This window comes from Marinobacter salinisoli (assembly GCF_017301335.1).
GTDB classification, from domain to species: Bacteria; Pseudomonadota; Gammaproteobacteria; order Pseudomonadales; family Oleiphilaceae; genus Marinobacter; species Marinobacter salinisoli.
The window spans coordinates 2,489,659-2,502,839 of sequence record NZ_CP071247.1 but is presented as its reverse complement, the minus strand read 5'-3'; the positions used below and the strand labels follow the sequence as shown (position 1 = coordinate 2,502,839).

Here is a 13,181-nt window from a genome sequence, read left to right as displayed (position 1 = left end):
AAAGCGTACTAACTTCTACGTATAGTGGGCCGGCCGCAATTTCAAGGTTCCAATGTGCGAAAAGAGGGCCATCGCTGAGACGCTCCCGCGCATTTTTGCTATGATTCCGCGCCATTGCCGGCAATAAGACGCAACACTTTACTTACTCTCGGAAGTTCAGATATGACCGATCGCAAAATCCGCCTCGAACAGCTTCATAACGCCCTGAAAGAACGGATTATGGTTCTCGACGGTGGTATGGGCACCATGATCCAGAGTCACAAGCTGGATGAGCAGGCATTTCGCGGCGAGCGGTTCGCGGAGTTCGACCGGGAGGTAAAGGGCAACAATGACCTGCTGAATCTGACCCAGCCGAAACTCCTTAAGGAAATCCACGCCGATTACCTGGACGCCGGCGCAGACATCATTGAGACCAACACATTTAACTCCACCCGGCTCTCCCAGGCGGACTACGGGCTGGAATCCATTGCCCGGGAACTGAACGTTGAAGCCGCCAGGCTGGCACGGGACATTGCCGACGAATTCACTCGCCGCACCCCCGACAAGCCCCGCTTTGTGGCCGGCGCCGTGGGTCCTACTTCAAGAACAGCCTCGATCTCGCCGGACGTCAATAACCCCGGCTTCCGAAACGTTGATTTCCAGACCCTCGTCGACAATTACTACGAAGCCGTGGAAGGCCTGGTGGAAGGCGGTTGCGATCTCATTCTGATCGAAACTATCTTCGATACACTGAATGCCAAGGCAGCCATATACGCCACGCAGCAATACTTTGACGATAGCGGCATTGAGCTGCCGATCATGATTTCCGGCACCATTACCGATGCCTCCGGCCGGACCCTTTCCGGCCAGACCACCGAGGCTTTCTGGAACTCCATTGCCCACGCCAAGCCACTCAGCGTTGGCCTCAACTGCGCTCTGGGTGCTGACGCCCTGCGACCCTACGTCGAAGAGCTGGCAACCAAGGCGACCACCTATGTCAGCGCACACCCGAACGCTGGCCTGCCAAACGAATTCGGGGAGTACGACCAAACCCCGGAGGAAATGGCAGACATCATCGAGGGTTTTGCTCGCGACGGCTTCCTGAACATCATTGGCGGGTGTTGCGGCTCACGCCCCGATCACATCGAGGCGGTTGCCAAAGCCGTCGCGAAGTACCCTCCTCGACAGATTCCCGACATCAAGCCGGCACTCCGGCTGTCTGGTCTTGAGCCATTCACCGGCGACGAGAATGTCCTGTTCATCAACGTTGGCGAGCGCACCAACGTAACCGGCTCCCGCCGCTTCCTGCGCCTGATCAAGGAAGAACAGTATGAAGAGGCACTGAGCGTTGCCCGCGACCAGGTGGAAAACGGCGCCCAGATTATCGATATCAACATGGATGAAGGGATGCTTGAATCCAGGGAGGTCATGGTCACCTTCCTGAATTTGATCGCCTCGGAGCCGGATATCTCCCGCGTCCCCATCATGATCGATTCCTCCAAATGGGAAGTGATTGAAGCGGGCCTGCGCTGCATTCAGGGCAAAGCGGTAGTGAACTCGATCAGCCTGAAAGAGGGCGAGGAGGAGTTCATCAAGCGCGCCAAAGACTGCATGCACTATGGCGCCGCTGTCGTGGTGATGGCCTTTGACGAACAGGGCCAGGCCGACACCTACGAACGCAAGACCGAGATTTGTAAACGCTCCTACGACGTGCTGACCGGCATCGGCTTCAATCCCGCCGACATCATCTTCGACCCCAACATTTTTGCCATTGCTACGGGTATTGAGGAACACAACAATTACGCCGTGGATTTCATCGAGGCGACACGCTGGATCAAGCAAAACCTGCCTCATGCGTCCATTTCTGGCGGCGTAAGCAACGTGTCCTTTTCCTTCCGCGGCAACGACGTCGTGCGTGAAGCGATCCATTCCGTGTTCCTGTACCACGCAATCAAGGCAGGTATGAACATGGGGATCGTCAATCCCGGGCAACTGGTGATTTACGACGAAATCGACTCGGACCTGAAAGAGCGTGTTGAGGACGTAGTGCTGAATCGCCGGGACGATGGCACCGATCGCCTGCTGGAAATCGCGGAGCAATTCAAGGGACAGAGCAAGAAGACCCAGGAAGAAGACCTCGCGTGGCGTGAATGGCCGGTGGCAAAGCGCCTGGAGCACGCACTCGTTAAAGGTATAACCACCTACATCGTCGAAGACACCGAAGCCTGTCGCCAGAACGCCACGCATCCGATCGAAGTGATCGAAGGCCCTCTGATGGACGGCATGAACGTGGTCGGCGACCTGTTCGGTGACGGCAAAATGTTTCTGCCTCAGGTCGTCAAGAGCGCCCGCGTTATGAAGCAGGCGGTTGCGCACCTGATTCCCTTCATCGAAGCGGAAAAGACGTCGGAACAAAAAGCCAAGGGCAAAATCCTGATGGCCACCGTAAAAGGCGATGTTCACGACATCGGAAAGAACATCGTGGGCGTGGTGTTGCAGTGCAATAATTACGAGGTCATCGATCTGGGCGTCATGGTGCCCTGCGAAAAAATCCTGGACGTCGCCCGCAAGGAAGATGTCGACATCATCGGCTTGAGCGGACTCATCACGCCATCGCTGGATGAAATGGTTCACGTTGCCAAGGAAATGCAGCGGCTGGATTTCAATATCCCACTGATGATCGGCGGCGCGACCACCTCGAAGGCACATACAGCGGTCAAAATTGAGCCCGAATACCAGAATGACCTGACGCTTTACGTGTCCGACGCTTCCCGCTGCGTGAACGTAGCCTCACAACTGCTCAGTCAAACCGCGAAAGACCCACTGGTGTCGGCCACCCGGGAAGAGTATGACCAGATTCGCGAGCGGCGGAAATCCCGGGGCGAACGAACCAAACTGGTCAGCCTGAAAGAGGCCCGGGATAGAGCACCGGAAATCGGGCTGGACGATTACGAGCCGCCAAAACCGGCATTCACCGGCATCCGCGAGTTCAATAACTACGACCTGAACGAGCTGGTCGAGTACATTGACTGGACACCGTTCTTTATTTCCTGGGACATTGCAGGAAAGTACCCGGCCGTTCTGGATGATCCGAAACGGGGCGAAGCGGCCCGCAGCCTGTTCAATGACGCTCAGAAGATTCTTCGCCAGATGATTGATGAAAAACGGATTTCGGCCCGAGCAGCGGTCGGTTTCTGGCCCGCTAATCGGCGCGGTGATGACATCGTGGTCTATAAGGACGAAAGCCGGACGGAAGAACTGACCACCCTGCATCACCTTCGTCAGCAGGATGAAAAGGCGCCCGGCCAGCCCATGAGGGCGTTGTCCGACTTTGTTGCACCTGAGGGTTCGGCCTGCTGCGATTATGTGGGTGGTTTCGCCGTGACGGCCGGTATCGGTGCCGAGGAATTCTCCAATGAGTTCAAGGATCGCAACGACGACTATAACGCCATCATGGTGAAAGCCCTGGCAGATCGCCTGGCCGAAGCCTTTGCCGAGCGCATGCACGAGCGGGTTCGAACAGAGTTCTGGGGCTATGCCACGGACGAAAGCCTGGATAACGATGCGCTGATCAAAGAGCGCTACCAAGGCATCCGCCCGGCCCCAGGCTACCCGGCCTGCCCGGACCACACAGAAAAGGCCGCCTTGTTTGAGCTTCTCAACGCCCCCAAAACGGCAGGCATCGAACTGACCGAACACTTCGCCATGTTCCCGGCTGCGGCGGTATCTGGCTGGTACTTCGCGCATCCGGAATCGAAATATTTTGCCGTGGGAAAGATTGGCGCAGACCAGGTGGAAGACTACGCTGAACGTAAGGGCATGACGAAGGCCGAGGCGGAACGCTGGCTTGCACCCAGCCTGGCTTACGATCCAGCGGAATAAGCCGCCGACCAAACACCAATTGGAATGGAAAAGGACGCCCGATGAAGAGTGGGAGCAAAGGACAGCCTGAAAAGGATAACGCTCCGCAACGCCCGGGGGTCCTGAAAATCCTGCAGAGTATTCTTGCCGGCGCCTTCGGCGTCCAGTCTGACAAGCGCCGGCAAGAAGATTTCGCCAGTGGCAGCCCCTGGCCTTACATCATCGCCGGTGTTCTCTTCACGGCGGGATTCGTCATTGGGCTGATCCTGATCGTCAACATGGTGCTGGCGAGTAGCTGACCCGCTTACTGGCCGGACACCCACATCACTGCAAAGGCAACCACCAGCATCACCAGAAGGACCGATGCCACCGCATCCACATGACTGTCTGAACCTGCTGTTTTTTTCATCGCACTTCCCTCTTTCGAAATTGCTTCGCTAATGTTTATTTTTATCGGAAACTGAAGGAGTTACCTCGTTCCTTGTTTCAGTTAAGACAGCAAACGGCGATTCGTCCAGTTTCACTTTTCCTATATCGCCTGAATCGATAAACATATTTTGAAATAATCATTTTAGAAATATAAACGTGGTGATATCCTGCGACGCAGATATAAGACCCGGCCTGAACGTGGGTTTCAGAGCCAGGCTTCCAATCGATGAGTTAGAGCAGGATCTCGCATTATGTACGTATACGACGAGCACGATCGGCAAATAGCGGCCGAACGGGTAGCGCAGTTCAGAGACCAGACCGATCGCGCCCTCGCGGGCGAATTGGCAGAGGAAGAGTTCCTCCCACTGCGCTTGCAAAATGGCCTCTATGTTCAGCGGCTTGCCCCCATGCTCCGAATTGCGGTGCCTTACGGCATGATGCGCTCAAATCAGCTCCGTCGTCTGGCTCGAATCAGTCGCGACTACGACAAGGGTTACGCCCATTTCACCACCCGCCAGAACGTCCAGCTGAACTGGCCAAACCTGGAAGATGTGCCGGACATTCTGGCCGAACTTGCAGAAGTCGAGATGCACGCCAACCAGACCAGCGGAAACTGCATCCGGAATACCACCACGGACCAGTTCGCCGGGGTTCAGGACGACGAGATTGCCGACCCACGCCCCTACTGCGAGATCATTCGCCAATGGTCCACCTTCCATCCGGAATTTGCGTTTTTGCCCCGGAAGTTCAAAGTAGCGGTGAATGCTTCTGAGAAAACCGATCGGGCAGCCATTCAGGTGCACGATATTGGCTTGCAGATAGTCCGCAACGAGGCGGGCGACCTGGGTTTTCGTGTTCACGTTGGTGGCGGCCTGGGCCGCACGCCCATGGTGGCGCCGGTGATCCGTGAATTCCTCCCGGAACTCGACTTGCTAACTTACCTGGAGGCCGTGCTGCGGGTTTATAACCGCTACGGCCGACGGGATAACAAATTCAAAGCACGGATCAAAATCCTGGTTAAGGCGCTGACACCGGCCGGGTTCGCCGACAAGGTGGAAGCCGAGTGGGCGCACATCAAGGATTCCCCGACCAAGCTGACGCGTGACGCGATCGACCGCATCAAGAGCTATTTCACTGAGCCCAGCTACGTCAGCCTGGAAAACGCATCAGACCTACTGGCAAAACAGCGCTTCGAGAACCGCGCCTTCGATCAGTGGCTGAGCCACAATGTGGATACTCACAAAAAGCCGGGCTACTCGATTGTTAATCTGACGATTAAGGAAACCGGCACCCCACCGGGCGACGTCACCGACCGTCAGATGGAGCAGATTGCCGATCTTGCCGATGAATACAGCTTCGGAGAGATTCGTGTCACTCATCAACAGAACGTGGTGCTGGCCGACGTACGACAGGATCGCTTGTTTGAGTTGTGGCAGGCCATCGTTCCGATGGGTTTTGGTACCGCAAACCTGAACACCCTGACGGACGTAATCTGCTGCCCTGGCGGCGATTACTGCGCTCTGGCCAACGCCAAATCCATCCCCGTGGCGGAAGCAATTCAGCGTCGCTTTGATGATCTCGATTATCTATATGACCTTGGCAACATCGATCTGAACATCTCAGGCTGCATGAACGCCTGTGGCCATCACCACGTGGGCAACATCGGGGTTCTCGGCGTAGATAAAAAAGGCGAGGAGTTCTACCAGATTAGTCTGGGGGGCTCATCCCATCACGATGCCTCCATCGGCAAGATTCTGGGGCCATCTTTCGCCCGGGAAGCCATGCCCGATGTTATTGCCAAAATCATTGATGTCTACGTAGGTCGGCGGACCGAGGAAGAGACCTTCCTGGACACCTATCGCCGCATCGGAATCGACCCGTTCAAGGAGAGCGTTTATGCCTGAGATCGTATTACACAACGGCAGCATTAAACAGGACGATTGGGTTGTTGTTCCGCGCCCAGAAGAAGGCGAGTCTCTGAACGTACCGGACCAGAAGGCGCTGATTCCGGCCGACCTGTGGCTCGCGGGTTACGAGCGCTACGCCGGCCGAGCAGACATCGGCGTCTGGCTCGACAGCCATCAGGAACCGGAATCACTGGGCGACAAGGTAAACGAGCTGCCCGTGATCGCCGTGAACTTCCCGAAATTCACCGATGGGCGGGGCTATAGCATCGCCCGGATTCTGCGGGAAAGGCTGGGCTTTGAAAACGAATTGCGAGCGATTGGTGACGTCCTCTTGGACCAGCTCCAGTTTATGAAGCGCTGCGGCTTCAACAGCTATGCCCTGAGACCGGACAAGGACATCCAAAAGGCTGCGAAATGCCTTGGGTTCTTTACCCAAGGCTATCAGGCCGCGACGGACACCGACACACCGCTGTTCCGCCGCCGCGCCGGGTAAGGAAACCATCAATGAAAAAAGCCTGTCGTTGACAGGCTTTTTTATGCTTTTACTTGCTGTGATCCAGCACAATCTTTCCGGCCGACTCACCCTTCAGGAACGCCTTAAGCGCCGCATCAAGCTCGGCTCGACCAATATCCCGTGCAGAAGCTTCGGTTTTCGAGCACGCCCAGTCGCTAGAGAACTTCTGCCATATCGTCTTCTTATCCTGCAGGGGGATTTCCACCGAATCGACGCCCAGCAGATTGACCCCGCGCAGAATAAACGGCAGAACGGTTGTTTCAAGCTGCGGTCCCGCAACAAGGCCACAGCAAGACACAGAGCCCCCCGGTTTCACCTGCTTTAACAGTTCGGCGAGAGGCGTCCCGCCCACGGTATCCACTGCGTTGGCGAACACCGGCTTGAGCAGGGGCTTTTTCTCCTGCGTCAACGCATCCCGACCGACAACTTCTTTCGCGCCAAGCGCCTTGAGCGATTTTTCATGATCGGCCTTTCCGCTGATCGCAACTACCTCAAACCCCAGCCTGGCCAGCAACTCAACCGCGACACTACCAACCGCACCACTTGCACCCGATACAGCAACAGCCCCCTGCTCCGGCTGCGCGCCCATGGTGAGCAGCTTCTGCACACATAACCCAGCCGTGAGCCCGGCGGTACCGTAAATCATGGCGGTGCGCGCATCCCAGCCCGATGGCATGGGCACACACCAGCCAGCTGGCACCCGAATGTATTCACCGAAGCCGCCGGAGGTGTTCATCCCCAGATCGTAGCCTGTGACAATCACCTGGGAACCCTCAGCTATCTCAGCAGAAGACGATTCGACCACCTCACCTGCGGCATCGATGCCGGGCGTATGTGGAAAGTTTCGGGTCACGCCCTTATTACCGGATGCCGACAAGGCATCCTTATAGTTCAGGGAGGAGTGGGAAACGCGAATCAGCACCTCACCTTCAGGCAGATCCCCAATATTCAGGGTTTTCTCAGACCCGACATAGTCACCGTCTTGTTCCTCTACCCGCCAGGCTTTGTATTCTGTATTCATCGTCACAATCACACCCCTTTCCGTTTGGTTGTCTACTGGATGTTCTGCTTCCGAAAGGCGCTCAGCACCTTCCAGACCGTATGTTCAAGAGCTGCGCTGGTCGCCAGCCCGAACTTTTCCGCCAGCGTGCGCTTTCGCTGGTAAGACACAGAGACTACGTCGGCACGATCACAGGCTTCAATGAGATATTCGTCTGAGGTCTTGATGTCATCGATCAGCTTTACATCCAGCGCGCGGGTGCCAAACCAAATGTCACCATTGGCGACCTCGGCAATGTCAAGGTCCGGGCGGCGCTGGCTCACGTAGTCTTTGAACAACACGTGAGTGTCTTCCAGATCTGCGAGAAACTTCTCACGACCTTTTTCGGTATTTTCACCGAACATTGTCAGGGTCCGTTTGTGTTCGCCGGCGGTCAGCACTTCAACATCGACGTCATTTTTCTTCAGCAGGCGATGGAAATTCGGCAACTGGGCCACGACCCCGATAGAGCCAAGGATGGCGAAGGGCGAGGCTACAATCCGATCTGCGACACAAGCCATCATATAGCCGCCACTGGCAGCCACCTTGTCTACGCAAGCGGTCAATCGAATACCTTTACCACGAATCCGGTCCAGCTGGGCTGCCGCCAGCCCGTACGCGTGGACCATGCCACCACCGCTTTCGAGGCGAATGACGACTTCGTCCTCATCAGGGTTGGCAATACTCAGCACTGCGGTAATGGCGCGGCGCAGCTGGTCGGTTTCGCTTGCCTTGATATCACCATCGAAATCCAGGACAAAAACTCTCGAGCGCTGGTCTTCTGCGCTTTCGCCCAGCTTCTCTTTGGCCTTCTCCGACTTCTTTCTGGCCTTCTCTTCTTTCTTGCGGGCTTTCGCCGCCGCCTTGCGCTCGCCTTCAGACATCAACCGGGCCTGAATGGATTCCCGCAGTTTCTTATAGCTGTCGTTCAGCTTCCGGATTTTTAGCTCACCGTCACCACCGTGATCGTCGCGATCTTTATGGGCGGCAGAGACAATCACCGAGATAATCACCAGAGCCGCCACAACAAAGGTGACAACCTTGGCGAGGAACAAACCATACTCTGTCAGAAACTCCAAAGTGCTTCTCCGTAACCTGTTCTGGGCGTAACAGTGTAACTTACCGAATTTACGCTGATAAGGTGAGCAAAATTATTTAAACAAGCGTTCGATCGAGCTTGACAGCTCCCTGCACTCACCATAAAGTCGATTTCGAGGTCGGCTCTGCTAGAGCGCCCGTTCAGGCTTACCTGTCAAGGGCATCCAAGCCGTCGCCAACACCAGACAACCAGCCAAAAAGGGAAAGATAATGTCTGTAGCTCAGGTATTCGAACAACTTGAACAGAACTTCAACGCTGACGCAGCGCAAGGCCTGGACTTGGTATTCCAGTTCGACATCGAAGACGACAAGAACTACCACGTTGTAATCAACGACGGCACCTGCAATGTTCAGGAAGGCGAGCACAGCGATCCTTCGGTAACCCTGATCATGAACTCCGAAACCCTGCACGGCATCGTGTCTGGCGAAACTGACGGCATGCAGGCATTCATGGCCGGCCAGCTGCGCGCTGAGGGCGACATGATGCTCGCCACCAAGCTCGGTGAGCTGTTCAAGATGGGCTGATCAACCCCATCCTGATGCAAAAAAGCCTGCGTTCACCGCAGGCTTTTTTTTTCGCTTTGAATCCAGAGACGGCGTTACCAATATTGGACGGCCTTACGGGCCTCCTCATTGACCGGCACTGCCACCAGGCCTGAACCGGAAAGCCGGACGTCGAATGCCGCTCCATCCCTCATGGGCATAAACGTCGCGTTACCGTAGACGCCCTCAACAAAGGGCAGGTCAAACTGACGATCCAGTTCCCAGATATCCGCCCATACTGTATCGCTCAGACCGATAACGGACCTTGGCAAATCGCGCTCCTGCTCGAGCGATGTATAACGACCACCGAGCCTCTCCAATCGATACGCAGGCCCGATTCCCAGCCAGCGCAACGGACCCGTGAATCGAATAATCTTGGCGTCGACCTGCCATTGATCCCCACGAAGGGTTGCAACCACCGGCTGCGCGTTCCGGGCTTCAAAGGTGACACCCCAGCGCTGCGCCCCCTGCTCCTGAGTGGACACGGTAGCAACAGTCTGCATACCCGCGAGGGATTGATAGCTGTAAAGATTAAAGGCGATAACCAGAAGATAGGCGCCAACGGTCATTACACCGAAAACCGCCATCCCTTTCAGCCAGGCCAGCAGCCAGCGAGGACGGAGAAAGAATGTGAGTCCGGCGATAACCAGAACCGCACCGAGACCGGCTAGCGCAATGGTAGCGAATTCCTGCGACATACAATCAGAGACCCACGTCATCCAATGAGCTGGTCGCCAACTTGAGGAGATCCTGATTCTTGTCCTCTCGCTGACCGATGCTCTCTATGTAGTACTCCATCGAAGTCAAAGCGTCGGCCAGGGCTTCCAGCACCTGTGCCGATGGTGCGTCACGACCATCCAGGAGCTGAGCCTGTATGGAACCCGCCACCCGCTCGAGAACGCTCGCAGCAGCCGGATCATCCACCATCTGCAGCCCACCCCAGATGCTATGAAGGGTACCCGGCAGGTTCGCAAGATGAAGTTTGTCATAATCCGACTCAACAAAGGCGGTAATGGCTCGTTTTGCCAGTGTCAGCGCACTGCGAGCCTCATCGGCTACGACAAACAGAGCCTCCCGCAGGTAGATCGACTCGTCCTGTTTGTTTTGCGCTACTGCAAGGGCGTCGGTTTCCGAGGTAATACCGCGATTCACGATCTGGATAACCGCGTCTTCAATGCTCAATACGGAACCTGCCAGACGATAGAGTTCATCATCCTCTGGCAGCTTGGAATCCGCCTCCCATCGACGCAAGCGCGCGGCTTCCTCTCGGGCAACCGACGCGAGCTTGTTCAGGTCCAGCATCAACAGCGTATTGGCCAGCCGGTCCAGTGCAGAGGCAATGGACGACAGCTCCGCAAGGTCAGGCTCAATGCCTCGCTCGATAATGTCGAGCTTGTCTTTCAGCTGGTTCAATTCATCCTGCAGCGCTTCGGACAGGGATTTCAGAACGTCACTGCCCGGCCCGTACAGCCGGCGGGCATGGCTTTCCAGCATGGAGTCTGTAAAGTCTGCAGGCGCCAAGCGGTACGCCGAGAGCACCCGCGTCACTTCCGGGTTGCCCGAGCCGCTGCGGTACAACAGGTAAATCAGGTCACGAATCAGGGAATCCGGTGCGTGCTTGGCGGTCGCAACCTTGCCGACGTACACCACTTCCCTGGCGTATTTCTCGATGCGCATGAACATGCGCTTGCGTGCCTTGCTGAAGCCCATAGCGCGGTCGAGCATGGTGTCAGCCACGACCGAAACCAAACACCACATCTGCCCCATCGGAGCACCGGAGCACAGGCGAGCCATACCGCGGGATGCACGACCAATCAGCTTCTTGTTAACGAGGTCATTGCGCTCTTTGAGAATACCAAGCAACGCAACCTGGAAGGTCAGGCGCATACGGCGCGCCATGATTTCGTATTCGGAGTCGCCACCGGTGAATGGGTCGATCTGCATTCCAGCACAGAAGTCCGGCTGGTCTTTGACGTCTACTTCAAAGAATACCGACTCAGGATAGGGCTTTTCACGACGGGCCTCGCGCAGGTCGTTAATAACCGGCAAAAGCAATTCGGGGTGGTCTGCACGCTGCTGGTGATAATACTCGACATAACGACGAAGGATGAAAAGCGCGCTATTGAGGGTGGTCAGCAGAATGTTCTTGTCGTCGTTGGCGCCCACGGGAACATCGTTCGCCATGGATACGGCTTCTTGGCAAAGCAAAGCACCACCACGGAGTTCCACAAGAACAAAAATGCCTCGGAGCTGGTTGATGAAGTCAACACAGTTCTGGAGGTCTTCGCCACTTTCCCGGTTTTCTTGGAAGCGTTCTAGACTGGATTCTGCCTGCTTGATGGTCTGCTCGATTTCTTTTTTGACCAGATCAAACGACTGGGATTTCGTCGCTAGAGACGACTGAACCATAAACGCTTCCTGTTATTATTAGCGGAGACTACCGCAACCTCATGGTAACCATTACCCGCCCGATACACTGACAGGCCTACTCTTGTTATTGCGTAATCCAGGGTTTCAGCTCACTCTTTTTAAACCAAAACCGGCTAACTGACCACTACTTATATCATAAAACTCAAGCACCTCAAGAAAGGCAGAATGTAACATTTGGTATAATCCGAGGTATTTCTCATTCGAGCTACTGAAGTTTGCTCCAGACTGTTTCACCTGCCTGCTTTTCCATCATGCCCAGAAACTCCTCGTGGGCGTCCTGCTCATCCTGACTGGCGGCAACCACAGCCAGAGGGGCACGCTCAGAAGATAACCGGCGAATTCCCCCCACACTGCCACCGTCTTCCGATCCGGTGTCAAGGGAGAGCGCAGTCTGCCCACCCGTGAGCAACAGGTAGACATCAGCGAGAATCTCAGCATCAAGAAGTGCGCCGTGCAGCTCCCGATTACTGTTGTCCACGCCATACCGCTTACACAAGGCGTCAAGATTGTTCTTCTGGCCAGGATGCTTTTTTCTCGCGATGGCCAGTGAATCCACTACGCCACAATGATCGGCCGTTTTGCGAACCGGTTTCAGGCGGGCAAATTCAGCATCCATGAAGCCGACGTCAAACGCCGCGTTATGAATAACCAGTTCGGCGCCATCGATGAACGCGAAGAATTCGTCGGCAATCTCCGCGAACTTTGGCTTATCAACGAGAAACTCGTTGGTAATACCATGGACCGAGATAGCTTCAGCCTCGACCTCTCGTTCCGGGTTTATGTAGACGTGATAGGTCCGGCCCGTCAGCTGGCGCTCCATGAGCTCAACACAGCCGATTTCGATAATCCGGTGTCCGGAAGACGGATCAATACCTGTGGTCTCGGTATCCAGTACAATTTGTCTCATAACTTCACATAAATCCGCGTTGCTTGCGTCAGGCCCGACTTAACTCGGACACACCACGATTGGCCAGTTCATCGGCCAGTTCGTTATCCGGGTTGCCTGAATGGCCTTTTACCCAGTGCCAGTTCACTTGATGACGGGCAACCTCGTCATCGAGGGCGCGCCACAAATCTTCGTTCTTGACCGGTTTTTTGGCCGCCGTTTTCCAGCCGTTCCGTTTCCAGCCTTTCATCCATTCAGTAATGCCTTTACGGACGTACTGGGAGTCCGTGTAGAGTTCGACTTCGCAGGCCCGCTTGAGTGCCGACAGCCCCCGAATCGCCGCCATCAACTCCATGCGGTTATTGGTTGTCTCGGCCTCACCTCCGTGCAGCGTTTTACAGGCATCGCCGTATCGCAGGACGACCCCCCAGCCACCGGGACCGGGATTACCCTTGCACGCGCCATCGGTGTACAAAATCACTCTGCCCGACATAA

The 13,181-nt window shown here is 55.7% G+C and carries 11 protein-coding genes; 5 read left to right on the top strand and 6 right to left on the bottom strand.

Annotation, left to right across the window (positions count from 1 at the left end; all coding sequences use genetic code 11):
- The first annotated feature begins 162 nt into the window (after nucleotides 1-162).
- The 4 genes from metH (at nucleotide 163) to LPB19_RS11285 (ending at nucleotide 6,669) form a co-directional block, all read left to right on the top strand.
- Complete coding sequence (gene metH / locus LPB19_RS11300; protein WP_206643004.1) at nucleotides 163-3,861, top strand: methionine synthase; 3,699 nt, start codon at nucleotides 163-165, stop codon at nucleotides 3,859-3,861.
- A gap of 41 nt (nucleotides 3,862-3,902) precedes the next feature.
- Nucleotides 3,903-4,139 (top strand): DUF2970 domain-containing protein, encoded by a 237-nt coding sequence (locus tag LPB19_RS11295; RefSeq protein ID WP_206643003.1) that lies wholly within the window; start codon nucleotides 3,903-3,905, stop codon nucleotides 4,137-4,139.
- A 381-nt stretch (nucleotides 4,140-4,520) separates the two neighbouring features.
- Nucleotides 4,521-6,173: a nitrite/sulfite reductase gene (locus tag LPB19_RS11290; protein ID WP_206643002.1), complete on the top strand. Its 1,653-nt coding sequence runs from the start codon at nucleotides 4,521-4,523 to the stop codon at nucleotides 6,171-6,173.
- Entirely contained in the window at nucleotides 6,166-6,669 is a 504-nt protein-coding gene (locus LPB19_RS11285; RefSeq protein WP_206643001.1) for a DUF934 domain-containing protein, read from the top strand. Before LPB19_RS11290 ends, LPB19_RS11285 begins: the two co-directional genes overlap by 8 nt.
- A 49-nt stretch (nucleotides 6,670-6,718) precedes the next feature.
- Here the strand turns inward: LPB19_RS11285 and LPB19_RS11280 are convergent, their stop codons facing one another.
- Together LPB19_RS11280 and sohB are read right to left on the bottom strand one after the other, a co-directional pair.
- The gene (locus LPB19_RS11280) at nucleotides 6,719-7,711 is read right to left on the bottom strand and encodes a YhdH/YhfP family quinone oxidoreductase (protein ID WP_206645783.1); all 993 of its coding nucleotides are present in this window, start codon (nucleotides 7,709-7,711) and stop codon (nucleotides 6,719-6,721) included.
- Between the two features lie 32 nt (nucleotides 7,712-7,743).
- A complete protein-coding gene (sohB, locus tag LPB19_RS11275) occupies nucleotides 7,744-8,808 on the bottom strand; it encodes a protease SohB (protein ID WP_206643000.1) in 1,065 nt (354 codons plus the stop codon).
- A 229-nt stretch (nucleotides 8,809-9,037) separates the two neighbouring features.
- On the opposite strand from sohB, the gene LPB19_RS11270 reads away from it, so the two are divergent.
- The gene (locus LPB19_RS11270; RefSeq protein ID WP_206642999.1) at nucleotides 9,038-9,352 is read left to right on the top strand and encodes an SCP2 sterol-binding domain-containing protein; all 315 of its coding nucleotides are present in this window, start codon (nucleotides 9,038-9,040) and stop codon (nucleotides 9,350-9,352) included.
- 74 nt (nucleotides 9,353-9,426) lie between these two features.
- On the opposite strand, the gene LPB19_RS11265 is transcribed toward LPB19_RS11270, so the two are convergent.
- From LPB19_RS11265 to rnhA, 4 genes are all read right to left on the bottom strand, one after another.
- Nucleotides 9,427-10,068: a multidrug transporter gene (locus tag LPB19_RS11265; RefSeq protein ID WP_206642998.1), complete on the bottom strand. Its 642-nt coding sequence runs from the start codon at nucleotides 10,066-10,068 to the stop codon at nucleotides 9,427-9,429.
- A gap of 4 nt (nucleotides 10,069-10,072) precedes the next feature.
- Nucleotides 10,073-11,779, bottom strand: coding sequence for a chemotaxis protein (locus LPB19_RS11260; protein WP_206642997.1), 1,707 nt, complete (start codon nucleotides 11,777-11,779; stop codon nucleotides 10,073-10,075).
- Between the two features lie 226 nt (nucleotides 11,780-12,005).
- On the bottom strand, nucleotides 12,006-12,707 hold the full coding sequence (dnaQ, locus tag LPB19_RS11255) for a DNA polymerase III subunit epsilon (protein ID WP_206642996.1): 702 nt from the start codon (nucleotides 12,705-12,707) through the stop codon (nucleotides 12,006-12,008).
- 28 nt (nucleotides 12,708-12,735) lie between these two features.
- Complete coding sequence (gene rnhA / locus LPB19_RS11250; RefSeq protein ID WP_206642995.1) at nucleotides 12,736-13,179, bottom strand: ribonuclease HI; 444 nt, start codon at nucleotides 13,177-13,179, stop codon at nucleotides 12,736-12,738.
- Between the last annotated feature and the right edge of the window lie 2 nt (nucleotides 13,180-13,181).